The following is a 23,500-nucleotide window of genomic DNA, read 5'->3' on the forward strand; positions in this document are numbered from 1 at the left end:
GGCGGTCAGGATGGCTGGACTTGGTCGAAGAGGGCGAGGGCTTCGGCGGGGTCCGGGCTCACGAGTCGTTCAAGACCGGCCGCCGTGATCCTCGCCCACCTGCCGGCCCGTGCCCACATCCGCTCCTCGAAGGCGCGAACGGCCTCGTCCAGGTCTCCGGGATCGCCGGCTATGGACTCGGCGAGTTCGGCGCCTTCCAGCATCGCGAGGTTCGCACCCGCCCCCAAAGGAGGCATCAGGTGGGCGGCGTCGCCCAGGAGCGTCACCCCGGGGACGTGGGTCCAGGTGTGGGCCCCGGGCAGGACGTAGAGGGGGCGGCGGACGAAAGCGGTGCCCTGGCGGAGGAGGTCCAGGACGGGAGCTGCCCAGCCGTCGAACAGGGTCAGCAGGCCCGATCGCACGGCCTCGACCTCAACCTCACCCTCGGTTTCAGCTTCGGTTTCGGTTCCGGCCACGGCCTCGACCTCGGCCGCGGCCAGTTTCGCCTGCCGGTCCAGCGGCGTGCGGAACTGGGCGTAGACCTTGACGTGACCGCCGCTGTTGCGCTGGGCGACGAGCGCTCGGTTCACGCCGTACACGGCCAAGGAACCGTCGCCGATCAACCGGGCGAGGTCGGGGTGGCGGGTGCCCACGTCGTCGAGGGAGGTCTCGACCAGCGTGACGCCGGTGTAGTGCGGCCTCACCGACGAGACTGCCGGGCGGGTACGCGACCAGGCGCCGTCCGCGCCGACCACGAGGTCGAAGGTCTCCCGACGCCCGTCCGCGAAATGGACCAGTACGCCGTCCCTGGCCCCCGGCACCACCCGCGTCACGCCCCGGCCCCACTGGACGTCGAGAGGGCCGAGCAGCAGGTCACGGAGTTGCCCGCGGTCGATCTCGGGATTGGCCCGGTCGCCCGGACGGGGTCGCCAGTCGCGCAGGACGGTTCCGTCCGTGTCCAGGATGCGCATGGCCTGCCCCTCGGGGCGGGACAGCGCCTGGAACTCCGCCAACAGTCCCGCCTTCTCCAGCGCGAGCTGACCCAGCCCTTCGTGCAGATCCAGCGTGCCGCCCGGAGGACGGGCGTCGGGGGCGGAGTCGCGTTCGAGGACGGTGACCGGATAGCCGTGGCGGTGCAGGACATGGGCGAAGGCAAGGCCGGCGGGGCCGCTGCCGACGACAGCGATGCGACGTCTCATGGCGATACACCGTATTTCCTCGATACGCTGTATCGCAACAGTACGATGTGTCCATGACTGTGTGGGACCGGCCGGAGCCGCCGACTCGCCCCGTGTCGCTCGACCGGGAGCGGATCGTCGCCGCCGCCATCGCGCTGGCCGACGAGGGCGGTCTTGAGGCGGTATCGCTGCGCAAGGTCGCCGCCAGGCTGAACGCCGGCCCGATGCGGCTGTACGGATACATCTCCACCAAGCAGGAGCTGTTCGACCTCATGGTGGACGAGGTCTACGCCGAGATCCTGCCCGAGGAGCAGGCCGGTGACTGGCGGGAGGCGCTGCACGCCCTCGCCCACCGCACCAGGCAGGCCGCTCTCCGTCACGAATGGCTGGCCGACCTGCTCGGCGGCCGTCCGGCTCTGGGCCCGAACGGCCTCGCCGTGGCCGAGTCCACGCTGACCGCCCTCGACGGCCTCGCCGACATCGACACGGCCATGCGCGCCGTGGAGACCGTCAGCTCCTACTTCACCGGTGCGATCAGGCGCGAGATCACCAACCTGCGGGCCGAGCGGGTCACCGGCCTGTCCAAGCACGACTGGCAGCGCGCCTCCGGCCCGCATGTGACGAAGATGCTGGCCACGGGCCGCTTCCCGGCGCTGGCCAAGGCCGTGCACGACGGCACGGACGTGGACGCCGAGGCGTCCTTCGCGACCGGTCTGGACTGGGTCCTCGACGCCGTCGCCACCAAGCTCACCCAGCCGCCGGCGTGACGCTCGGCTCTTGACCGCCGGCGTGACGCTCGGCTCTTGACCGCCGGCGTGACGCTCGGCTCTTGACCGCCGGCGTGACGCTCGGCTCTCGCCGAAGCCTGCCTCTCTACGTCTCCTGACGAGTCACCGCTGCCTCGCGCTGTCCCCCACGTGAGCCACACGCAAGTGCGCTCCCGGGGGTGACGATTCCGGATCGCCGCTTCCATAGCGTTCACCCATGGCCACCGCGCCCCGCGGCCACCGCACCTCGTGGCCACCGCACCTCGTGGTCCCCCCACTCTCCTTGGAGTTCGTCATGATGCGCACCATCAGGGCAACCACCATGGCCGCACTCTGCTGCGCCGTGGCCGGCGCGGGGCTCGTCGGCTGTGAGGAGTCGGCCGCCGAGAAGGCCGCCGACAAATCCATTGAAGACGCCGTCGATGAATCCGTCGAAGACGCCGTCGGCGGACCCGGCGGACCCGGCGGCGACACGTTCTCCGGAACCAAGAAGATCAAGGTCGGGGACCTGTCCGTGAACGTCTCCTGCTCCGGCAAGGCGGCGGAGAAGGACCGGCCGGTCGTGCTGCTGCTGGCCGGCGCGGGTGACGGGCTTGGCAAGGTGGCCGGGCTCCAGAAGACCCTGAGCAAGGGCGCCAAGGTCTGCTCGTACGACCGGCTCGGCGAAGGCGTGAGCGACAAGCCGGCCGGCGTCCAGCACCAGGCCGACATCGCGAAGGTCCTGACCGCCGTGCTCGACCGGGTCGCCGGTGACGGCCCGGCCGTCCTGGCCGGCCACTCACTGGGCGGACTGATCGCCGCCCGGTACGCTCCCGACCACCAGGACCGGGTCAAGGGCCTGGTCCTCCTGGACGCCACGGTCCCGGAGCTGAACGCCGGCTTCTCGAAGGTGATCCCCGAGTCGGCCACCGGCCCGGGCGCCGAACTGCGGACGCAGGCCCTCGCGGCCAACGGCGGCGACAACCCGGAGCGGCTCGTCATCAAGGACGCGAAGGTCGCCTCCGCCGGAGACATCCCCGTGGAGATCATCAAGCACGAGAGCCAGTACGCCGAGGTGCCCGAATACGGGCCCGCCCTGGAAGACATGTGGTCCAAGGGCCAGAAGCAGTGGCTCGGGCTCTCCTCCCGCAGCAAGCTCACCACCGCCGCCAAGAGCGGCCACTACATCTACGTCGACCGGCCCGACCTCGCCGTCGCGGCCGTGCGGCGCGTCACCGCACAGGCCACCGACAACAACCAGCGCTGACCGGTCGGTTCGGTCTTTTTGAGGAGTCGAGTTCACATGAGGTTCGTCTGGCAGTTGCTGACCGTCCTGGCGGTCTCCCTCGTCGGCGGTCAGGCTGTCGCCGCGGTGGAGGACTCCCCGTGGCTGCAACTGGCCTTCGGCAGCCTGGCCGCCGTACTCGCGGTGGTCGCCTACGGGTGGGTGGTACGCCGCACCGAGCACCGCCCGTCCACGGAGGTGTCCCGGGAGGGCGCCGCCCCCGCGCTCGGACGAGGGCTGCTGATCGGTGTCGCGATGTTCAGCGCCGTCGTCGCGAACCTCTTCACCGCCGGGTACTACGAGGTCGACGGCCTGGCGTCGCCGTCCGGCGCGGCAGGTCTCTTCGGCTTCATGGCCGCCGCGGCCGTGACGGAGGAACTGCTGTACCGCGGCGTACTGTTCCGGTTCGTCGAGCAGCTCACCGGCACCTGGATCGCGTTGACGCTCACCTCGCTCGTGTTCGGCGCGTCGCACCTGCTCAACCCGAACGCCAGCCTGGTGGGCGCGCTCGCCATCGCCATCGAGGCCGGTGGCATGCTCACCGCCGCCTACGTCGCCACCCGCAGGCTGTGGGTGCCGATCGGCGTGCACTTCGGCTGGAACTTCGCCGCGTCCGGCATCTTCAGCACCGAGGTCTCGGGCAACGACACCCCGCAGGGCCTCCTCGACTCCGCGACGTCGGGCCCGGTGCTGCTCACCGGCGGCGACTTCGGCCCGGAGGGGAGCGTGTACTCGGTGCTGTTCGGCGTGCTGGTGACGATCGCGTTCATGTGGCTGGCCCACCGGCGCGGCCGGCTGGTGCGCCGTCGCCGTGCCGACCGGGTCACCGCCCCCACTACGCTCGTCCGGTGATCGAACTCCGGAACGCCGCCCGAGCCCGGCTGGGCCAATGGCCGGACGGATGGCGCCGGTTCGATGTGACGGCCTGGTACCTCCTGCTCGGCCCGGTGATGATGGCCGCGTCGTTCATACCGTCGATGCAGAACCACGGCACGCAGATCGGCGGCGTGCCGGGCCGTTCCTTCGACGCGCTGGCGGTCGTGGCCATCGCCCTCCAGTGCCTGCCCCTGATGGTGTGCCGAAGGTGGCCCGTGGCCTGCGTGACCCTGGTGTCACTGGGCTTCGCCGCCGACCAGCTCCGGGGCTACCACTCACTGGCGGGCACGGGCCTGGCCTTCGCGCTGCTGGGCGCAGGGTCCCGGCTGGAACGCCACCGGCGCGTCACCGCGCTGGCCCTCTCGGTGGCGTACGTGCCGCTGGCCGTCGCCCTCTCCCGGCTCGGATCGGGCGAACCGGCGGGCGAGTTCGTCCTGTTCTACGGGGCGACGGCCCTGGTGTGGGGCATGGGAACGTGGCTGCGCTCCGTCCGGCTCGCGGAGGCCGAGCGCCGGCGCCACGTCGCCGAGGAGACCCGCACCGCCGAACGCACCCGTATCGCCCGCGAGCTGCACGACGTGGTCACCCACCATGTGACGGCGATGGTCGTGCAGGCGGAGGCGGCCCGCTACCTGACGGCCGCGCCCGAACGCCTCGACCAGACCCTGACCGCCGTCACGGACACCGGCCGGCAGGCCATCAGCGACCTGCGTCACCTGCTCGACCTCCTCAACCCCGACCACGGCACGAGGCATGCCATCACGTACGGCACCCGCCACGGCACCGTACGTGGCGCAGGCGCGGCGGAGGACAGGGCGCCGCACGTCGGGCGGGTCGTCACGCTGGTCGAGCAGACGCGCAGGGCGGGGCAGCCGGTGGAGTTCACCGAGGCGGGCACCCCGGCGGAGTCGACCGGCAGTGCCGATCTGGTCGCCTACCGCGTGGTGCAGGAGGCTCTGACGAACGCCCTCAAGTACGCCCATGGCATCCAGACCTCGGTCCTGGTCCGCCACGGCGAGAAGGAGATAACCGTGGAGGTCAGCACCGATGCGCTCGGGCCGCGGGCGGTGTCCCCCGGCGGCAGCGGGCGGGGCCTGGCCGGTCTGCGGGAGCGGGTCGACGTCCTGGGCGGCGAGTTCAGCGCGGGCCCGGGCACGGGCGGCGGCTTCGTCGTACGAGCACGCATCCCCTCGGGGAGCCCCTCATGAACGCCGCGACGTCGGCCGTGGCCGGCGGCTCCGCGCCGATCCGGGTCCTGGTCTGTGACGACCAGGCGTTGATCCGCACCGGCCTCGTGACGATCATCGACGCCCAGCCCGACATGGAGGTGACGGGCGAGTGCGGCGACGGGCAGGCCGCCATCGACCTCGTCGCACGGCTGCGCCCGGACGTCGTGGTGATGGACATCCGCATGCCCGGCCTCGACGGCATCGAGGCCACCCGCGTACTGGCGGGCGCCGGAGTGCCGCACCCCGTCAAGGTGCTCGTCGTGACGACGTTCAACCTGGACGAGTACGTCTACGAGGCGCTGCGCGCGGGCGCGAGCGGTTTCCTGCTCAAGGACGCCCCGCCGGACCGGCTGCTGCTCGGCATCCGGACCGTGGCCGGCGGCGCGGCACTGCTGGACCCCGAGGTGACGCGCCAGCTCGTGGGCAGGTACGCCACCCGGATCAGGCCAGCCGACGGCGGCCCGGCGCGGGAACTGCCGCTCACCCCCCGGGAGCTGGAGGTGCTGCGGCTGATCGCGGACGGCCTGTCCAACACCGAGATCGCGGCGACGCTGTTGATCAGCCGGGAGACCGTCAAGACCTTCGTGTCCCGCATCCTCACCAAGCTCGGCCTCCGCGACCGCGTCCAGGCCGTCGTCTACGCCTACCGCCAGGGCCTGGTCACCTGACCCACCGTGCGCCGCCCGCCCGCCAGCAGGCTCCGGCAGCGCTCAGCCCAGCGCCCGCAGCGCCGCGTCCACCGTCCGCCGCAGCTCCTGGGCGTCGGCCCCGGCCCGGGACCGCAGGTTCACCCCGTACGCGAGGAGCGCGAGGATCTCGGCGGCGGTGTCGACGTCCGTCGCGGGGCTCAGCTCGCCCTGCGACCGCGCCACCGCGAGCGCCGTACGCATCGCTCCCCGCAGCCGCTCGTGGTGGTCGTCGAGCAGGGCCCGCACCTCGGGGTCGTCCCGCTCGCCGCCCGCGTGCGCGTTGACGGCCATGCAGCCCCAGCCCGCGTACGGGCCCGTGCAGCGCAGTTCGACGAGTCCCGCGAAGAACTCGCGGATCACGGGGAGCCCGCGGCCGTCCTCGGCCACGAAGCTGAACGCCCGGTGGGAGTGGTCGCGCAGGTAGCGGCGCAGGGCAGCCAGGTACAGCTCCCGCTTGCCGCCGAACGTGGCGTACAGGCTGGAGCGGTTGAGCCCGGTCGCGCTCGCCACGGCCTGGATGGAGGTCGTGGCCGCGCCCCGCTCCCAGAAGAGCCGGACGACGCGATCGAGTGCCTCGTCCGGGTCGAAGTGCTTGATGTCGGCCACGAGTTGGAGTCTCCCACATTCTTGGAACGGTGATTCCAAGATACCTCTTGACGGTCCCTCGGCACCTCACCATGCTGGACTCACCGAGCAACCTGGAACGAACGTTTCAAGTTCACCCACGGAAGGCCACCGCCATGACGCTCAGAGACGACCTCCGCGACCTGTACGAGAACGGCCACCGCAAGCTCCCCGCCGACGTCCTGGAGGTCATGGACCGCGGCGCCGCCGAACTGCTCGCCACCCGCATCGCCGAGAGCGCGCTCGGCACCGGGGACCCGGCACCCCGCTTCACCCTCCCCTCGGCCACCGGCACAGAGGTGTCGCTCGACGCCCTGCTGGCCGAGGGGCCCGTCGTCCTGACCTTCTACCGCGGCGCCTGGTGCCCCTACTGCAACCTCGCCCTGCGCGCCCTCCAGCAGCACCACGACGACATCACCGCCCGCGGCGCCCGCCTCGTGGCCGTCTCGCCGCAGATCGCCGACGAGAGCCTCTCCCTCACCGAGAAGGAGCGGCTCGGCTTCGACGTGCTCAGCGACCTCGGCTCCGACGTCGCCAAGCAGTACGGCATCGCCTTCGACCTCTCGGACGAACTGGGCGCCCTGTACGACCGGCTCGGCTTCGAACTGCACCGCGTGAACGGCGGCCACGCCCGCACACTGCCGCTGCCCGCCACCTACGTCATCGACCGTGCGGGCGCCGTCCGCTGGGCGTTCGTCGACGCCGACTACTCCGTGCGGGCCGAGCCCTCCGACATCCTGGCCGCGCTCGACTCCCTCGCCGGACCGCCGCCGAAGGCGGACCACCGGTAGCCGGCCGGCGCCGGATCGAAGGATTCCGCCCCGGTCCGGACGGAGAACGTCCAGGATGGACCGGAACCGTTCGACCGTCGCCGGCACTGGGGGAAGCCACCATGAACCGTCCGCTGCGGCACATCGCCGTCTTCTGCGGAATCCTCACGCTGGCCCTGCTGCTGCGGGCGACCTGGGTGCAGTTCGCCCAGAACGACAAGCTGACCAACCACGAGAAGAACCGCCGCGTGCAGATCGAGGCCTTCTCGCACCCCCGCGGCGACATCATCGTCGGCGGCAAGTCCATCACCGGCTCGAAGAAGACGTCGGGCACCGACTTCGAGTACAAGCGGACCTTCAAGGAAGGACCGATGTACGCGCCGGTGACGGGCTACTTCTCGCAGGCCCAGGGCGCCACCTTCCTGGAGGGCGTCCACAACGGCATCCTCAGCGGCAACGACGACCGGCTCTTCATCAAGCGCACCCTGGACATGCTGACCGGCAAGAAGCAGCAGGGCGGCGACGTCGTCACCACCATCGACCCGAAGGCGCAGAAGGCCGCGTACGACGGCCTGGTGAAGCTGAACGCCAAGGGTGCGGTCGTCGCGCTCGACCCCCGCACCGGCAAGGTGCTCGCCCTGGCCAGCACCCCTTCGTACGACCCCTCGTCCTTCGCGGGCATCTCGGCCGACGAGGGGCGCGTCTTCAAGCGGCTCGACGAGCGCAAGGACAAGCCGCTGAGCAACCGGGCCCTGCGCGAGATCTATCCGCCCGGCTCCACGTTCAAGATCCTCACCGCTGCCGCCGCCCTGGAGCACGGCGTCGTGACGGACATCAACAAGCCGACCGGCGCCGAGACCCCGTACAAACTGCCCCTCAGCTCCACCCGCATCGGCAACGACGTGCCCGACTCCAACTGCGACAAGGTCTCGATGAAGACCGGCATGCAGTGGTCCTGCAACAACGTCTTCCTCGACATCGCGGACAAGGTCGGCAAGGACAAGATGCGCGAGACGGCAGAGCAGTTCGGCTTCAACGAACAGCAGTACATCCCCGTACGCGCTGTCGCGAGCAGCTACCCGACGGACCTCGACAAGCCGCAGACCGCGCTGACCGGCATGGGCCAGGGCAGTCTGACCAGCACCCCGCTCCAGATGGCGATGGTCACGGCGGGTCTCGCCAACGACGGCAAGGTCATGAAGCCTTACATGGTCGAGGAGTTGCGCGGCCCCGACCTGTCGACGATCGAGAAGGCCGAACCGGACGAGCTCAACCAAGCCGTCTCCGAGGACACCGCGGAGGCGGTGCAGGAGATGATGGAGAACACCGTCGAGAACGGCACCGCGAACAAGGCGAAGATCCAGGGCGTCACGGTCGGCGGCAAGACCGGCACCGCGCAGCACGGCGCGGACGTCAACGACGAGCGGCCGTACGCGTGGTTCGTCTCCTACGCCAAGATCCCCGGCGGCGACGACGGCGAGTCACCGGTCGCCGTCGCCGTCTTCGTCGACCCGTCCAACATGGACATCCCCCGCTCGGAGATCGCGGGCGGCAAACTGGGCGCGCCGATCGCGAAGGCGGTCATGGAGGCGGTCCTGGAGCGGTGACGCCCCTCCGGGCGGTGACCTGTGGACCGCCGGGCTCCGGGCTCACGTCCCGCGCTCCCAGGGGAGCGGCCTGCTGTGCAGTACGTCCAGGCGGGACACGGCCCGCGTCAGCACCACGTACAGCCGGTGCGGCCCGCGCCGCTCGGCCTCCGCGATCTCGGCGGGTTCGACGGCGACGACGTGGTCGTACTCCAGGCCCTTGGCCAGCGAGGCGGGCAGCACCGTCACGCGCGCCCCCGGCTCGTCGGGGTCCGCAGACTCGATGCCGGCCGCGGCGAGGGCGGCGCGCAGCCGCTCGGCCGCGCCGTCGGCGGCGATGACGCCGACGGAGCCCTCCCGCTCCAGCGCCGCGCGCACGGCCCCGACCGCGGCGGTCAGCACGTCCGGCACCTCGCGGACGGTCAGCTCCCCGTCACTGCGCATCGAACGTGCGGGCGGTACGTCGACGTCCAGTTGCCCGAGCAGCCGGTTCGCGAGCCCGATGATCGCCCGGGGCACACGGAAACCGGTGGTCAACGGGGTGACCTCGGCCTCGGGCTTCCCGAGATGGCCGAGCAGCTCGGGCCAGCCGCGGACCGCCCAGGGCGTCGTCGCCTGCGCCAGGTCGCCGAGCACCGTCAGCGAGCCGAAGTCCGCCCTGCGCGCGATGGCCCTGCACTCCATCGGCGAGAGGTCCTGCGCCTCGTCGACGACGATGTGCCCGTACCCCGCGGGCCGTTCGAGCAGCCCCTCGATCTCGTCCATCAGCACCAGGTCGGCGGCGGTCCACTTCGCCGACTTGTACGAGCGCGGGGGCCGGGCCCAGCCGATCGCCCGCTGCTCCCCCGCGTCGAGGACGCCGTCCGCCGCCTCGGCCAGCGCCGCCGGGTCGGCGAGCAGCCCCGCGAGGACCTCGTCGGCCCTGACCTTCGGCCAGCTCCCGTCGACGAACGCGGTGACGGCACGCGCCCCGGAGATCCTCCGCAGCCAGGTGTTGTTACGGGGCCCCGAGCGCCGCTCGGCCTGCTCCCGCACGAGACGCACGGCCCGGCTGCGCACGCGCTCACGCCCGGTGGCGTACGGCGGCTCCTCGTCCCGCACCCCCTCGACGATGCCCGCGAGGTCGCCGAGCGGCACCCGCCAGCGGTACGAGCCGTCGGGCACCGCGAGCTCCTCGGTGGGCGGCGTGACCCGGGAGTAGAGCGCGCGGCGCAGCACCTCGGCCATGCGGGCGTCGTGCTTGACGACCGCGGCGGCCTCGTCGTCCCGCGCTCGCACGGGATGCCGCCCGACCTCGTCCGCCACGGTGGACTGCCGCACCCCGCTCTCGCCGAGCGAGGGCAGTACCTCCGCGATGTAGCGCAGGAAGGTGCGGTTCGGCCCGAGGATGAGCATCCCGGACCGCCGTACGCGCTGGGGGTGCGTATAGAGCAGATACGCCGCCCTGTGCAGCCCCACGGCGGTCTTGCCGGTACCGGGGGCGCCCTGGACGCAGAGGGAGGCGGCGAGCTCCCCGCGTACGAGGTCGTCCTGCTCGGGCTGGATGGTCGCGGCGATGTCCCGCATGGGGCCGAGGCGGGGCCGCTCTATCTCGCGGGCGAGGATGCGGCTGGCGCGGGGCGGGTGCGGGTGTGCCTGCGGCTGCGGCTGTGCCTGCGGCTTTGTCTGCGGCTGTGCCTGTGTCTGCGGCTGCGGCTTTGTCCGCGGCTGTGCCTGTGCCTGTACCTGTACCTGTGCCGCTTGGTCCTCCTCTCCGAGGGGTTCGTCCTCCATGCCGGTGAGGTCGGCGGAGTCGCCCTTGCTGCCGGGCGCCCAGCCGAACCGCCGCCGGACGGCCACGCCCTGCGGATCGCGGGCGCCTGCCTGGTAGAACGCCCGCGACACGGGCGCCCGCCAGTCGACCACCAGGGGCGGCGCCGCGGGGTCCTCGGTGACGCGCAGCCGCCCGATGTAGTACCGCTGCCCCTGGTGCTCCCCGGCCCCCGCGTCCCCGAAGTCGAGCCGCCCGAAGAACAGCGGCGCCTCGGGAAGCTCCCGCAGAGCTTTGGCGTGACTGCGGAACCGGTACCCGAGCACTTCGGCGTCGGCCCCCGAAGCGGACACGTCGACGCCGGTCACGACCTGCTCCTGGGCACCTTCGATCATGCCGTGGAGGGCGGCGCGGCAGGTGTCGTGATAGCGGCGTTCTCGGGCGAGTTCCGACGTCTCGGCGGTCGGGGGGTGGGGGGTCGTCTCGGTGCGGGCGCTCATGAGCCGAGACTAACGCAACTCGGTAAACTTCGTAACCGGGTTACATTTGATCCCCGGTGATGTTCGTGACTGAGTAACGCCCATAACGTAACCGAGTCTCACCCCGGCCTAGACTCGCCCCATGACTACGGGCACCAGCACCGACGGCCACTCCACCGCCCCCGGCCCCGGCTCCGCCCCCGGCCTGCGCGAACGCAAGAAGGCGCAGCGCTACCAGGCGATCTCCGAGGCGGCGATCACCCTCTTCCTCGACAAGGGCTACGACAAGGTGTCCGTCGCGGAGGTGGCAGCCGCGGCCGAGATCTCCAAGCCGACCCTCTTCCGCTACTTCGCGTCCAAGGAGGACCTGGTCCTCCACCGCTTCGCCGACCACGAGGACGAGACCGCCCGCGTGGTCGCCGACCGCCCCGCCAAGCGCCCCGCGCTCGACGCGCTGCAACGCCACTTCCTGGACGGCCTGGAACGCCACGACCCGGTGACCGGACTCAACGACGCCCCCGGAGTCCTCTCCTACCTGCGGCTCCTCTACGGCACCCCGGCGCTGGTGGCCCGCCTGTACGGGTACCAGGGCCGCTCCGAGGAGGCCCTGGCCGACGCACTGCTCACCGCCCACGGCGGCAACGCCCTCGAAGCCCGGCTCGCCGCCGGCCAGATCGTGGCCGTGCGGCGGATCCTCGCGGAGGAGAACATGCGCAGGATCAAGACGGGCGAGAGCGCGGACGAGGTGTGGCCGGACGCGGTGACCTCGGCGAACAGGGCGTTCGCCCAGCTCAGGTCGGGGCTGGCGCGCTATGCGTGAGGACGCCCGATTTCACGGACCCGCTCGGGCGCGCCGCTCAGGAGGCGTTCGCGGCGGCCAGCGGTGACGCGACTTCCCACAGCGTGTCGAACAGCCACTGCCGCTGCGTGACCTTCTCCCACGCCTCGGCCCCCGAAGCGGAGTGCCAGCGCCGCAGGACCGTCTGATAGCCCATGAGGTCGAGAACCTGCCGCTCCGGGGGCGTCACCGCGGGCTTCCGCACGACCTTGTCGTAGATGCCGTCGAACAGTTCCTCGCGGTTGATCAGACAGAACTTCAGCAGCGGCGTGATGTGCAGGACACGGAAGTCCGTCCGCAGCTCCGCCCGGCCGTCGTGGAGCAGGCTCCGCGTGAGGCTCTCCATGTTCCGGGCGTGCTCGTGGACCTTCTCGAGCAGCAGCGCGCGGAACCGCGGATCGTCCACGGCCTTGCCCTGCTCGTCGAGCATGCCGGGTATCGCCATCGGGGCGGTGAAGTCCGGTACGAGTATCCGGATGACGACCTCGTGCCGGGCCCCGTCGTCGAGCGCCTCCAGGCTGCGGCTGACCGGATACAGCACGGTCTCGCCGGTGAACCCGATGGCATCGATCCGGGTCTGCCTGGCCCTCCTCGCGGCCAGGGCACGGTCGAAGTACTGCCGCAGCTCGGTGGTCCGCACCTCGTCCCTGGCCGCGGGGCGCAGGGCGTCGTTCAGCCGCCGCACCTCGGCGTAGAGGACGTAGGCGACCAGGCTGAGGAGAGCGCCGCCCAGGAAGGCCTTGCCCTCCAAGGCGTCACCCACCGGCCGCACGAACTGCGCGACGAGACCGAGGCAGAACACCCCGAGCAGCGCCGCCTTGGTCACCGCGCTCTCGGCGCTCGCCCAGCGTTCCGCGCCCCACGCCCGTACCGTCCGGCCACGGCCACTCACCATCAAGTCCCCCTCACCACAAGCCCGTTGGGTCGCCCGCCCGACGGCGGGGGACCATCGTGCCCACGGCGGGACGGATCAGGAAGAGACCTCGTGAGGCGACCCGAGGAGGTCGAGCAGCGGACGCAGGGACGGCAGGACGAGCTTGGCGCCGGCCTCGTGCAGGAGATCGGCGTCCTGGCCGTCGGGCGCGTACCCGAGGAAGGGGACCTTCGCCTTCTCGGCCGCCGCCACGTCGGTGGCCGTGTCCCCGATCATCAGCGCGTCGCCGGGCTCGGTCGCCAGGGCGCGCAGGGCCCGGTTCAGCGTGTCGGGGTCCGGCATGAGCAGGCCGGGGCCGTCCGTACGGCCGTAGATGTGCGGGCCGAACGCGTCGGCCAGACCGTGCCGGTGGAGGTACGCGCGGACGGCGCGCGGTGAGCTGCCGGTGACCACGGCCATGCGTACGCGCCGCGCCCGCAGCTCGCGGATGAGCGTGTGGGCGCCCGCGGTGGGCGGGGCGGTGTGCGCGGCCGTCGCCTCGCCGGCCGTGAGGAGCGCCTCGAGGCCGGCGACCAGGCCGGGGTCCTGGAGCCGCCCGGTCCCGCGCAGGGCGTGCACGGCCCGCAGGATGTCGTACGGGTCGCTGGACCGCTCGGCCCCGGGGGGGAGCAGCCCAAGGGCACCGCGGTCGCTCACCATCTTCCGGAGGTCATCGGCGACGCGCTCCGACGCCCCGTCCGGGAACAGCGTGCAGATGGGCCCATCGAAGTCGAGGAGCACGCAGCCGCTGTCGGGTGCCTCAAGGAGGCGGCCCACCTCGGTCAGCTCGGGTGCCCACGAGTCCGCCACGGCGTCGCTTCCGCCGCCCGGCGCGTCCTTCACCCCACGATCCGGTACGCCGAGATCCGGTACGCCCCTCGCGGCAGCCTGCGCCAAGGCCCGGCCGAACGGCCCCGCGCACCAGTCGCGCAGCGCCCGCTCCGCCTGCTTCCGGTCCGGCACCACGTCCAGCTTCAGGGGCTCGGCGGCGCGCAGCAGTGCCCGGCAGACCTTGGACGCGGCGTCCGCGTAGTCCTCGGTGACGGGTTCCCAGGGCAACGTGGTCAGGGCGAGCGCGGCTCTCATGATGTCCGGGAAGACGGACTGGGCGTACTCGAAGTCCAGGTAGGCGGGGAGATCGGTGGCCATGCCCGCCGTCATGTCGCCGTGGCCCGCGCGCCGCATCGCGGCGGCCCACAGCGCCGTCATCCGGATCTGCTCGTCCTTCTCGTAGTCCATGCGTACGAGGTGGGTGGCGAGGTCGTGCAGCGGATCGCCGTACGAGGCCAGCTCCCAGTCGATCACCGCGAGCCTGCGGCGGTCGACCACGATGTTGGCGCGGTGCACGTCGGTGTGGATGAGGCAGAAGGGGCGGGGGGTGAGCGGCCGGCGCTGCTGATCGTCGCGGAAGGTCCGCATGACGTCGGCGTGGATGCCCACGTCGCTGAAGAGCTCCTCGAACCGCCAGCGGTTCGGCCGGTGCACCTTCTCCTCGGCGAAGTCGACCAGCCAGTGGAGGAAGTCCTGGCTCCGCGGGGACTCCGGCCAGCCGTCGGGCCTGGGCGGCAGCTCCTCGACGGGCACGCCGGCGGTCCTGGCGAAGAACGCCGCGAGTTCACCCATCAGCGCCTCGCCGACGGGCTCGCGCGGGTCCGCTTCGGAGAGCGCGCGTCCCGCCCGGTAGGAGTGCAGCGACCAGTCACCGAAGTCCCGCAGACAGCGCGGCACTTCTCTGAGATGCCGGCTGACCACGCCGAGCAGTTCGGGCTCGCTGGGCCAGATGCGGGGCACCACCTCCACGACCTCGCGCGGCATCCGGCACTTGACGCGGGCCCTGAACGGCATCGTGCCGAGCAGCAGGGCGAGCGTGAAGCCGAGGGGCACGATGTGGTTGACGTTGTGGTGACCGGCCATGACCTCACGGTCCGGGTGGTCCCTGTGCGAGTCGGCGAGGCGTCTGATCAACGTCTCGCGGCGACCGCTCTTCGGCGCCTCGTGGGGGGAGCGAGGCGGAGGTGACGGCATGAGCGCAGAGGGTATCGAAATCGGGCAGCCGATCTTGCTACTTGCCACATTGTGAACACGGGCGCGCCGCGATCCGCCGCGTGCTGTCCACCGGCTTCGGCTCCCGGGAGGGGACGCTCACGCCGGGCTGGTCGCCCCTCTGCCCCAGAGCCGGTCCAGGACGGGGCGCCAGTCCGGTACGAGGGCGTCGGCGCCCGCGTTCCTCAGGAGGGCCGCTTTGCGCTCGTTCCGAGCGAAGCCCACGAAGTGCACGCCGGCCTCCCTGGCCGCCCGGAGGTCCGAGGGGGTGTCGCCGACCATCACCGTCTCGGCGGGGGCAGCGCCCAGGGCGTTCAGGGCCCGGTGCACGCAGTCCGGGTGGGGCTTGAGCAGGTTCAGGTGCCGGGTGCGGCCGTAGATGTGCGGTGCGAAGCACTCCGTCAGGCCGCGGCCGTCGAGGTAGCGGGCCACGGTCCGCGGGGAGTTGTTCGTCGTGATCGCCAGCCGGACGCCGACGGCCGACCAGGTCCGTATGACCGGGTCGGCGTAGGGGGTCGGCCAGGCGCTGGCCACCGCGTTCAGCTCCTGCCGGGTCAGCCTCGCCTCCAGCTCGGTCACGAGGTCGCTGTCCGGGTGCCTGGCATCGACGGCGCGCAGCACCTGGAACGGGTCCCGTTCCTCGCGCACGCCGTCCGACAGGAGGCCGTGCAGGCCCCGGTCGGCCAGCCAGTGGATCTGTGTTTCGGCGATCCGCGGTGCCGAGTGCCCGGCGAAGAGGCGGCAGATGGGGCCGTCGAAGTCGAGGAGGACGGAGCGCGCCCGGGCGATCAGCTCCCCCGCCGCGTGAGCCTCCGCCGCCACTTGCTCCGCTTGTGCCGCTTCGGACCGCATCGAGTCGGAATTCATTTAAGAGAGTGTCAGGTCCGAGGTGATGGTTGCCCAGAGGGCGTCGAACCACTTCTGGGACTCGTCGACGAACGTGGCGTCCCGCGAGGCCGGGCCCGCCTTCTCGAAGGAGAACAACGGGGCCGCGATTCCCCCGGCGTCGTACATGTCCATCGCCTCGACGCCACCGCTGTCGTCCAGCATCACCTGCTCCCGCCCCAGCGTGTAATACGCCAGCAACGCCTCCCTGCCGTTCACCAGGTACAGCTTCACCGGGGTCGTGAACGGCAGGGCGCGGAACTGGACGGAGACGTCGATGCCGTGGGAGGAGCGCAGGGCGCGGAGGTTGTGGCGCAGGACCTGGCCCTGGGCGTTGCGCTGGGCCAGCCAGCGCCGGTGGAGGCGGTCGGTGCTCGTGGGGTCGGCTTCGACCGGTACGGGGAAGGCCAGCGTGATGTCGCTGCTCGGCAGCAGGATGCGTACCGCGATGGAGTCCGGGCGGATGCGGCCCTCGTGGATCAGGCGGACCGGTTCCCCGAGGGCGACCATCAGGGTCTCGGCGGTGTAGGACACGACGTCGATCCGCACCTGCGGCTCCGCGAACGCCGCCGCGAGGCGTGGGGCGAGCGCGACCATGGACGGCTGCGGGCCCCGGCTCGCGGGCGCGGGCCCCGCCTCGGCGACCCGCGGCGGGCTGCCCTTGCTGACGTTGGACAGCAGGCCTTCGCTCTGGAGCTTCTTCATCGCCTGCCGCACGGCTCCGCGCTCCACGCCGAACTCCTCGGCCAGCTCGGCCTGGGTCGGCAGGCGGTCGCCCGCTCTGAGCTCGCCGGCCCGGATGCGTTCGCGCAGGGTGTCGGCGATGTCCTGGGGTGAGAGTTTTCGGCTGCCGTTCACTGCAACGTTCTCCTGGGTCACCACCAAACGATACAACTGGCGGCCATCTTACGGGAGTTGTGCGGGAGTTGTTTATTCCGGCTTACCAAGCGGGGACAACTTAGTCAGAGTTGGTTGCCAACTGACTCAAGATGGCAGAAGGAGGCACCACCATGCCCGTCATTGCCCTCCTCGCAGCCGTGGCCGCCGTCGCCGCCGAACAGCTCGTGCAGTGGAAGTACGGCCCCATGGGCATCGCCGGCCTCTTCCTGCTGACCATCGGCGTCAAGGCGAAGAGCCCGGCCTGCAGCTCCATCGGCGCCGGCGTCCTCGCCCTGATGGTGACCGGCCCCGCCCTGTAACGACCCCGCGATCACCTGCCCCGCGACCGCCCGGCGGGCCGCTCTCAGCCCGCCAGGTACAGGTCCTGGCTGATCGTGTTCCACAGCGCGTTGAACCACAGATGGGACTGCTCCACGAACGTCGTGTCCCGCAGCCCGTCCCCCTGATGGAAGGGGAAGAGCATCGACTGCGTGCCCTGCGCGTCGTACATCTCCAGGGACTCCTCGCCGATCTCCTCGCCCCGCTTGGTCAGCGTGTAGTACGCGAAGAGCGCTTCCGAGCCGTTGAGCAGGTACAGCTTCACCGGTGGCGTGAACGGCAGCGCCCGGAACTGCACGGACACGTCGATGCCGTGCGAGGCGCGCAGCGCGAGGAGGTTGTGGCGCAGGACCTGCCCCTGCGCGTTGCGCTGGTCGAGCCACCTGCGGTGGACCTCGCCGCCCTCGTCGTCCCGGTCGTCGACCGGTGCGGGGAAGGCCAGGTCGATGGTGCGGCTCGGCAGCAGTACCCGGACATCGACCTTGGCCGGTTTGCGCTGCCCGGCGTGGATCTGCCGGAGCGGTTCGCCGATCGCCATGGTGAGCGAGATCGACGTCAGGCACAGGGCGTCTATCTCCACGTGGGGCGCCTCGAACGCGGCCGCGATGCGTGGCGCGAGCCCCACCATCGTCGGCTGCGGGCGCACCGCGCCGGGGTCGGTGAGCGCACGCTCGGGCGCCTCCGCGACCGTGGCGGGGCTGCCCTTGGACACGTTGGACAGGAGGTGCTCACGGTGCAGTATCCGCAGCGCCTCCCGGACGGCACCGCGCTCGACGCCGAACTCGTCGGCCAGCTCGGCCTGCGTGGGCATGCGTTGCCCGGGCCGCAGCGACCCGGACCTGATCCGGTCGCGCAGCACCTCCGCCACCTCGTGGTGAGAGCGCTGCCGCCTCTTGTTCCCGTTGACCGGGACGTGGTCCGTAGTCACAACCAAACCGTACAACTTCGCGCCATCTTCCGGGAGTTGTCAGGAAGGTGGTTATGAGTCGACTCTCGCGGAGATAACCCAGGAGGAGTTGGTAGCCAACTTGGGCGACCTGGTCAGACCCTTCCGGGCTTGGCCACCACCCCTCGGCAGCCGCCGCGAAGTCCCGCCGAAGGCAGCCAGTTGGTCACCAGCCGAACGGGGTCCGCCACCCCGATCCCGAAGGAGGAACGTCATGCCGCTCATCGCCATCGTCGTCGCCGCCCTCGTCATCGGATTCGAGCAGCTCATCCAGTGGAAGTACGGGCCGCTGGGAATCATCGCCTTCGTTCTTCTCACCGTGGGGGTCAAGGCCAGGAACACCAAGCTGAGCGGAGCCGGAGCCGCGCTCCTGATCCTGCTCCTCGCCCAGTCGAACTGAACCGGGCGAACCGAACCGGGCGAACCACAGACCCGGTTGACCGGGCTTCCATCCGGAGGGGAGCCGGAAGTCCGGTCAGCCGCTGATGAAAACGAGCCCCGGCTCCCGGCTACGGGGAGCCGGGGCTCATGTACGCCATGGCCGACGGGCCTGCGGCCACAGACGGACAGACCTCAGAAGATGTCCGGGCACCACGGCCGCCGCGGCGCACGGAACAGCGTGTCCGCGAGCGCCGCCGCGCCCGCCCGCTCCTCCGCCGCCCGGCCCAGCGCCACCAGCCGCGTCATGGAGCCGTCACCGAGCCACACCTGCCCCAGCTCACCGATCCCCAGGCCGAGGTCGGGCGCGTCCCCGGTCGGCGTGCACCGCGCGGCTCCGTCCGCCGCGGCCTCCAGGCGGTACCGGCCGCCCGCGAGCCCGCCCTCGTCGGCGACCTCAAGGACGAGCGTGCCGGTACCGGCGTACGTACGCGCCTCCAGGGCCCGTACGACATCCAGGACGCGCACCCAGAGCCAGTCGGCATGTGTGGTGACCCTGGCGGCGCGCGGGTCAGGCAGGAGGTCGGGGAGCACGTCGTCGGGGGCGCGGTGGCCGGACTCGACCGAGATGACCTTGTCGATCGAGCAGACGTAGTGCCACAGGGCGCGCTCGGCGGCGGGCGTGGTGGTGGTCGTGCCCAGTACGGAGACGGAGTTGACCGGCAGCCTGGACGCGTCGTACCGGTTGTTCGTCGAGCGGTACGCCATGAGGCCGTCGACCGTGCCGGAGGGCGAGCGGTAGAGCGCGTAGAACGGCTCCTGCCACGGGAACTCGGTGGTGGCCTGCTGCCCGGTGTTCCGCAGCCACCACCGCTCGTCGCGGTCGATCGCGCCGTGCTGGACGGCGCGGAAGCGGTCGTGCAGCTCGGGGCCCAGCTTGCGCACGTCGTCGCCGTCGACGAGGTCGATGCGGGCGCCGGCCTCGTCGGGTCCCGACCAGCGGGGGTCGAGCCCCGCACGCGGTACGTCGACCGTCCACTCGGTGGTCGAGGTCGCGGGCCCGAAGCCGTACCGCCCGTAGATCCGGTGCTCGGAGGCGATCAGCGTGGCGACCACGGCGCCGCGCTCCTTCGCCGCCGCGAGGTCGGCGGTCATCATGCGGCTGAGGATGCCGCGGCGGCGGTGCGTGGGCGCGACCGTGACCGCGGTGACGGCGTGGGCGGCGACGGCGGCGCCGCCCACGGCGGTGAGCTCCTGCGGATAGGAGCGGTACGTGCCCACGCAGCGCCCCCGGTCGAAGGCGCCCCGCAAGATGTCGGTGTCGTCGCGCGCGCGGCCGTTGGCGATGGCCTCGTCCGACATGGCCGCCCGCGCCTGGAGGAACCCGGCCTGGACGGCCCGCAGCCAGACCGGCAGTTCGGCGTCGGTGACCGCACGTATCTCGATGTCGTCGCTCATGCGCCCACGCTAGGCAGCGGACCGGCCGCGCCGCACGTGGTTTGCCGCCGGGGCCGGGTGCCCGGCGCGCGCTCACACCAGCAGGTCGTCCACCTGCGCCTCGCCCTCGCGGTAGCGCCGGGTGATCTCGGCGCTGCAGTCGTCGGCCGTGCGCTGGAGGAGCTGGCGACGGCGTGAGACCTGCTGTTCGTAGCGGACGAGGCGGCCCATGGCCGTGTGCAGCTCCTCGTCCGTGCGCGCCGCCAGGTCGGAGAGCTCGACCTCGGCGAGCATGTCCGTGGCGAGGCGGCGGTACTCCTCGCCGTGCGGGGTGCCGAGCGTGACGTGGCGTGCCGATGAGCGGTGCCGGGCCGGGGCGTCCGCGAGGATCTCCGAGAGCCGGTCGACGACCGCCGCGTCCGGTGAGGACGCCAGGGGATCGCTCGGGTCCTTACGGCGCGCGAGCTCGGCCCGCAGGATGTCGATGCGGCCCTGGAGCAGCCGCCGTACGTAACTGAGGTCGGCCTCGTCCTGCTGCGCCGCCCTGCGCAGCCCGCGGAGCTCGCCGAGGCGCCGCGCGGCCAGGTCGATCTCGGGCACGTCGGGCAGCCGGGTGCCCGCCGTGCGCTGTGTGGGCGGACGCGGAACCGCCGTGCGCCGCAGCGAGATGATGCGCCCCGGCGCCTGCCCTGCCTCTGGTGTGCTCATGTGCCTCTACCCGTCCCCTCGACCGGCCGACGCGGTGCACCGCGTCGATGCATCGTGCCACTCGAAGTGGCCGCTATGTGAGCGAGTGCCCGGAATCGGCCCCAGATGGGGGGATCCAGAGCTTCCGAGGGCCGCGGCGTGCCTCGGTACGGGGCACGGCATGATGACCGTATGCGAGCTGTGGTGCAGAGGGTCGACGGCGCGAGCGTGGTCGTCGAGGGCGAGGACGGCCCCGAGACGGTGGGCGAGATCAGCGGCGAGGGCCTGTGCGTCCTGGTGGGCGTCACGCACGACGACACCAAGGAGAAGGCCGCTCAACTGGCCCGCAAACTGTGGACGTTGCGCATGCTGGCCGATGAGCGATCGTGCAGCGACACCGACGCGCCGCTGCTGGTCATCAGCCAGTTCACGCTCTACGGAGACGCCCGCAAGGGCCGCCGCCCCACCTGGAACGCGGCGGCCCCCGGCGATGTCGCCGAGCCCCTGGTCGACGAGGTGGTCGCCCGCCTCCGCTCGCTGGGCGCGACGGTGGCCACCGGCCGCTTCGGGGCGCGGATGCGGGTGGGCCTGACGAACGACGGCCCGTTCACGGTCCTGCTGGACATCTGAACCGCCCGCGCGGCAGGCGTCAGGGCTCGACCACGACTTCCTGCGCGGCGGCCGTGTCCCCCGCGACCAGCTCGGCGTCCACCGGCACATTGCGCTTGACCAGCGCGAGCGCGATCGGCCCCAGCTCGTGGTGGCGTACGGACGTCGTGACGAAGCCCAGCTTGCGGCCTTCGGCGCCCTCGCTCGCGAGGTGGAGCGGGGTCCCGGCCGGCGGCAGGAGTACCTCGCTGCCGTCCAGGTGCAGGAAGACCAGGCGGCGCGGCGGCTTCCCCAGGTTGTGGACGCGGGCGACGGTCTCCTGCCCGCGGTAGCAGCCCTTCTGGAGGTGCACCGCGCTGCCGATCCAGCCGAGCTCGTGCGGGATGGTGCGGTGGTCGGTCTCGAAGCCGAGGCGCGGCCTGTGGGCCTCCACGCGGAGCGCCTCGTACGCGAGGAGACCGGCCGCGGGGCCGTTCCCCGCCGCGTACGCCTCCAGGTCCGCGCGCGGCAGGAACAGGTCGCGTCCGTGCGGCGTCTCGCGTACGGCGACGCCCTTAGGGACGGCGGCGATCGAGCCCGCGGGCAGGTGGACGACCGCGAAGTCGTCCGTTCTGTCGGCCGCTTCCACGCGGTAGAAGAACTTCATGCTCTCCAGGTACGCGAGGAGGGCGCCCTGCGTTCCGGGCTCGACGTGCGCCCAGACGGTCTCGCCGTCGTCGACGAGGTACAGGGCGTGCTCGATGTGCCCGTTGGCGGAGAGGATCAGCGCTTCGGTGGCATGGTTCGGCGGCAGCTCGCTGACGTGCTGGGTGAGCAGCAGGTGCAGCCAGCTCAGCCGGTCGGAGCCGGTGACGGTGATGACGCCGCGGTGCGAGAGGTCGACGAAGCCGGTGCCGTCGGCGAGGGCGCGCTGCTCGCGGAACAGTTCGCCGTAGTGGGCGGCGACGCCTTCGTCCACGCCCTCGGCGGGGACGGCGCCGGGCAGGGACAACAGGGGGCTCTTCATGTTCACCCACACTACGACCTGGTCGCGGCGCCGCTTATTCCCCGTCCGCGCGCCCCGCCGCCCGGGGCTCGCGCTCCCGGGCCCCGGCCCCGCACTTCTCGCACTGCCCGAAGATCGCGAAGTGCTTCAGGTCGGTGTCGAAGCCGAAGGTCTCGCGCAGCTTGGCGGTGAACTCCGCGGCGATCCCGGTGTCCGCCTCGATGACGTCCGTGCAGTCCCGGCACACCAGGTGGATGTGGTGGTGGCGGTCCGCTAGGTGGTACGTCGGGGCGCCGTGCCCGAGGTGGGCGTGCGAGACCAGCTTGAGCTCCTCCAGGAGCTCAAGCGTGCGGTAGACCGTGGAGATGTTGATCCCCGACGCCGTCTTGCGCACTTCGCAGAGGATGTCGTCGGGGGTCGCGTGCTCAAGGGTGTCGACGGCTTCGAGGACCAGCTGGCGCTGCGGCGTCAGCCGGTAGCCGCGCTGCCGCAGGTCGCTCTTCCAGTCCGCATCGGTGCTCGCCACACCTTGGATTCTAGGCCCTGTCGTCCGGCGGTCTACTTGAAGAAAGCGATTCCGTCGTCCGGCAGATCGCCGAGGTTGCGCGCCATGTCGGCGACATCCTCGGGCGTCACGACCTTCTTGAGCTGGGCCGACATGTACGGCCGCAGCGGCACCTCGGGGGTCTGCTTCTCGCCGACCCACATGAGGTCGCCCTTCACATAGCCGTAGAGCCGCTTGCCGCCGGTGTAGGGGCCGGAGGCGGCGGTGCGCGCGACGGCGTCCGTGGCCAGGTCGATCTGCGGCTTCTTGTCGGCCAGCTCGCCGTACCAGACCTCGACGACACCGTCGTCGCGGACCATCACGACCTCGACCTTGCGGTCCTTGTCGATCCGCCAGAAGCCGGACTCGGACTCCAGCGGCTTGACCTTGTTGCCCTCGGAGTCGAGCACCCAGGTGTACGAGCGGTACTCGATGAAGTCCCGCCCGTCGTGCGTGAAGGAGACCTCCTGGCCGAAGTTCGCCTTCTCGGCGCCGGGGAAGTCGGTGACACCCGCGCCCGCCCAGTTGCCGAGGAGGAAGGCGAGGGGGACGAGGTCGGGGTTCAGGTCGGACGGAATCTCGATCATGGGATGCTCAGGCGATCTGTGGTGGCGGGATCTGTGGGGTCGGGAGTCGTCAGCGCTGGCCCTGGTACAGCTTCTTCACGGTGAGCCCGGCGAAGGCGATGACGCCGACGCAGACAAGAACCAGCAGGGCGGAGAAGAAGGCCTCAAGCACGGGGTGCTCCTCGGTGAGCGGTCGGGGCAGGTATCAGAGCCGGTCCCACTGTAGTCGGGCGGCGCCCGTACCTCTTGGCGAGGGGCCT

At 71.5% G+C, this 23,500-nt stretch carries 24 protein-coding genes; 11 read left to right on the forward strand and 13 right to left on the reverse strand.

The window, feature by feature from the left end:
- Nucleotides 1–5 precede the first annotated feature (5 nt).
- Nucleotides 6–1,178 (reverse strand): FAD-dependent oxidoreductase, encoded by a 1,173-nt coding sequence (locus ACZ6JY_RS15040; protein WP_469195974.1) that lies wholly within the window; start codon nucleotides 1,176–1,178, stop codon nucleotides 6–8.
- 53 nt (nucleotides 1,179–1,231) lie between these two features.
- Here ACZ6JY_RS15040 and ACZ6JY_RS15045 point away from each other — a divergent pair, with 53 nt between their 5' ends.
- From ACZ6JY_RS15045 to ACZ6JY_RS15065, 5 genes are all read left to right on the forward strand, one after another.
- Entirely contained in the window at nucleotides 1,232–1,924 is a 693-nt protein-coding gene (locus ACZ6JY_RS15045) for a TetR/AcrR family transcriptional regulator (RefSeq protein WP_469195976.1), read from the forward strand.
- Nucleotides 1,925–2,219: 295 nt separating this feature from the next.
- A complete protein-coding gene (locus tag ACZ6JY_RS15050) occupies nucleotides 2,220–3,170 on the forward strand; it encodes an alpha/beta fold hydrolase (protein WP_469196166.1) in 951 nt (316 codons plus the stop codon).
- Nucleotides 3,171–3,206: 36 nt separating this feature from the next.
- Nucleotides 3,207–4,040 (forward strand): lysostaphin resistance A-like protein, encoded by an 834-nt coding sequence (locus tag ACZ6JY_RS15055; protein WP_469195978.1) that lies wholly within the window; start codon nucleotides 3,207–3,209, stop codon nucleotides 4,038–4,040.
- Nucleotides 4,041–4,138: 98 nt separating this feature from the next.
- Nucleotides 4,139–5,272 carry a sensor histidine kinase gene (locus ACZ6JY_RS15060; RefSeq protein WP_469196168.1) on the forward strand — a complete coding sequence of 378 codons (1,134 nt, stop codon included), beginning with the start codon at nucleotides 4,139–4,141 and terminating at the stop codon, nucleotides 5,270–5,272.
- Nucleotides 5,269–5,961: a response regulator gene (locus tag ACZ6JY_RS15065; protein ID WP_469195980.1), complete on the forward strand. Its 693-nt coding sequence runs from the start codon at nucleotides 5,269–5,271 to the stop codon at nucleotides 5,959–5,961. The genes ACZ6JY_RS15060 and ACZ6JY_RS15065 overlap by 4 nt, the downstream gene beginning before the upstream one ends.
- A 42-nt stretch (nucleotides 5,962–6,003) precedes the next feature.
- Here the strand turns inward: ACZ6JY_RS15065 and ACZ6JY_RS15070 are convergent, their stop codons facing one another.
- Nucleotides 6,004–6,588 carry a TetR/AcrR family transcriptional regulator gene (locus ACZ6JY_RS15070; protein ID WP_469195982.1) on the reverse strand — a complete coding sequence of 195 codons (585 nt, stop codon included), beginning with the start codon at nucleotides 6,586–6,588 and terminating at the stop codon, nucleotides 6,004–6,006.
- Between the two features lie 134 nt (nucleotides 6,589–6,722).
- Here ACZ6JY_RS15070 and ACZ6JY_RS15075 point away from each other — a divergent pair, with 134 nt between their 5' ends.
- On the forward strand, nucleotides 6,723–7,397 hold the full coding sequence (locus ACZ6JY_RS15075; RefSeq protein ID WP_469195984.1) for a peroxiredoxin-like family protein: 675 nt from the start codon (nucleotides 6,723–6,725) through the stop codon (nucleotides 7,395–7,397).
- 101 nt (nucleotides 7,398–7,498) lie between these two features.
- Entirely contained in the window at nucleotides 7,499–8,983 is a 1,485-nt protein-coding gene (locus tag ACZ6JY_RS15080) for a peptidoglycan D,D-transpeptidase FtsI family protein (RefSeq protein WP_469195986.1), read from the forward strand.
- Between the two features lie 42 nt (nucleotides 8,984–9,025).
- Here ACZ6JY_RS15080 and ACZ6JY_RS15085 read toward each other — a convergent pair whose 3' ends face one another.
- On the reverse strand, nucleotides 9,026–11,212 hold the full coding sequence (locus ACZ6JY_RS15085) for a HelD family protein (RefSeq protein ID WP_469195988.1): 2,187 nt from the start codon (nucleotides 11,210–11,212) through the stop codon (nucleotides 9,026–9,028).
- 121 nt (nucleotides 11,213–11,333) lie between these two features.
- Here ACZ6JY_RS15085 and ACZ6JY_RS15090 point away from each other — a divergent pair, with 121 nt between their 5' ends.
- Nucleotides 11,334–12,011: a TetR/AcrR family transcriptional regulator gene (locus ACZ6JY_RS15090; RefSeq protein ID WP_469195990.1), complete on the forward strand. Its 678-nt coding sequence runs from the start codon at nucleotides 11,334–11,336 to the stop codon at nucleotides 12,009–12,011.
- 37 nt (nucleotides 12,012–12,048) lie between these two features.
- On the opposite strand, the gene ACZ6JY_RS15095 is transcribed toward ACZ6JY_RS15090, so the two are convergent.
- The 4 genes from ACZ6JY_RS15095 to ACZ6JY_RS15110 all read right to left on the reverse strand — a co-directional run bounded on the left by ACZ6JY_RS15095 (nucleotide 12,049) and on the right by ACZ6JY_RS15110 (nucleotide 16,755).
- A complete protein-coding gene (locus ACZ6JY_RS15095; RefSeq protein ID WP_469195992.1) occupies nucleotides 12,049–12,924 on the reverse strand; it encodes a hypothetical protein in 876 nt (291 codons plus the stop codon).
- 75 nt (nucleotides 12,925–12,999) lie between these two features.
- Nucleotides 13,000–14,967, reverse strand: coding sequence for a phosphotransferase (locus ACZ6JY_RS15100; protein WP_469195993.1), 1,968 nt, complete (start codon nucleotides 14,965–14,967; stop codon nucleotides 13,000–13,002).
- A 117-nt stretch (nucleotides 14,968–15,084) separates the two neighbouring features.
- Complete coding sequence (locus tag ACZ6JY_RS15105; protein WP_469195995.1) at nucleotides 15,085–15,852, reverse strand: HAD family hydrolase; 768 nt, start codon at nucleotides 15,850–15,852, stop codon at nucleotides 15,085–15,087.
- Nucleotides 15,853–16,755 carry a winged helix-turn-helix domain-containing protein gene (locus ACZ6JY_RS15110; RefSeq protein ID WP_469196170.1) on the reverse strand — a complete coding sequence of 301 codons (903 nt, stop codon included), beginning with the start codon at nucleotides 16,753–16,755 and terminating at the stop codon, nucleotides 15,853–15,855. It lies immediately after the preceding gene.
- Nucleotides 16,756–16,880: 125 nt separating this feature from the next.
- Between ACZ6JY_RS15110 and ACZ6JY_RS15115 the strand changes: the two genes are divergently transcribed.
- Nucleotides 16,881–17,069: a hypothetical protein gene (locus tag ACZ6JY_RS15115; protein ID WP_469195997.1), complete on the forward strand. Its 189-nt coding sequence runs from the start codon at nucleotides 16,881–16,883 to the stop codon at nucleotides 17,067–17,069.
- 44 nt (nucleotides 17,070–17,113) lie between these two features.
- On the opposite strand, the gene ACZ6JY_RS15120 is transcribed toward ACZ6JY_RS15115, so the two are convergent.
- Nucleotides 17,114–18,022 (reverse strand): FadR/GntR family transcriptional regulator, encoded by a 909-nt coding sequence (locus ACZ6JY_RS15120; RefSeq protein WP_469195999.1) that lies wholly within the window; start codon nucleotides 18,020–18,022, stop codon nucleotides 17,114–17,116.
- Nucleotides 18,023–18,248: 226 nt separating this feature from the next.
- Here ACZ6JY_RS15120 and ACZ6JY_RS15125 point away from each other — a divergent pair, with 226 nt between their 5' ends.
- A complete protein-coding gene (locus tag ACZ6JY_RS15125; RefSeq protein WP_469196001.1) occupies nucleotides 18,249–18,434 on the forward strand; it encodes a hypothetical protein in 186 nt (61 codons plus the stop codon).
- A gap of 173 nt (nucleotides 18,435–18,607) precedes the next feature.
- Here ACZ6JY_RS15125 and ACZ6JY_RS15130 read toward each other — a convergent pair whose 3' ends face one another.
- A complete protein-coding gene (locus ACZ6JY_RS15130) occupies nucleotides 18,608–19,870 on the reverse strand; it encodes a GNAT family N-acetyltransferase (protein ID WP_469196003.1) in 1,263 nt (420 codons plus the stop codon).
- Nucleotides 19,871–19,942: 72 nt separating this feature from the next.
- Nucleotides 19,943–20,557, reverse strand: a complete 615-nt coding sequence (locus ACZ6JY_RS15135; RefSeq protein WP_469196006.1) for an RsiG family protein — start codon at nucleotides 20,555–20,557, stop codon at nucleotides 19,943–19,945.
- A 171-nt stretch (nucleotides 20,558–20,728) separates the two neighbouring features.
- Here ACZ6JY_RS15135 and dtd point away from each other — a divergent pair, with 171 nt between their 5' ends.
- Nucleotides 20,729–21,166 carry a D-aminoacyl-tRNA deacylase gene (gene dtd / locus ACZ6JY_RS15140; protein ID WP_469196008.1) on the forward strand — a complete coding sequence of 146 codons (438 nt, stop codon included), beginning with the start codon at nucleotides 20,729–20,731 and terminating at the stop codon, nucleotides 21,164–21,166.
- A 19-nt stretch (nucleotides 21,167–21,185) separates the two neighbouring features.
- Here dtd and ygfZ read toward each other — a convergent pair whose 3' ends face one another.
- The 3 genes from ygfZ to ACZ6JY_RS15155 are packed head-to-tail and all read right to left on the reverse strand — an operon-like array spanning nucleotide 21,186 to nucleotide 23,261.
- On the reverse strand, nucleotides 21,186–22,151 hold the full coding sequence (gene ygfZ, locus ACZ6JY_RS15145) for a CAF17-like 4Fe-4S cluster assembly/insertion protein YgfZ (RefSeq protein WP_469196010.1): 966 nt from the start codon (nucleotides 22,149–22,151) through the stop codon (nucleotides 21,186–21,188).
- A gap of 34 nt (nucleotides 22,152–22,185) precedes the next feature.
- Complete coding sequence (locus ACZ6JY_RS15150; protein ID WP_469196012.1) at nucleotides 22,186–22,656, reverse strand: Fur family transcriptional regulator; 471 nt, start codon at nucleotides 22,654–22,656, stop codon at nucleotides 22,186–22,188.
- Between the two features lie 32 nt (nucleotides 22,657–22,688).
- Nucleotides 22,689–23,261 carry a heme-binding beta-barrel domain-containing protein gene (locus ACZ6JY_RS15155; protein WP_469196015.1) on the reverse strand — a complete coding sequence of 191 codons (573 nt, stop codon included), beginning with the start codon at nucleotides 23,259–23,261 and terminating at the stop codon, nucleotides 22,689–22,691.
- Nucleotides 23,262–23,500 lie beyond the last annotated feature (239 nt).

The sequence above is a fragment of the Streptomyces sp. NPDC046335 genome, assembly GCF_055587985.1.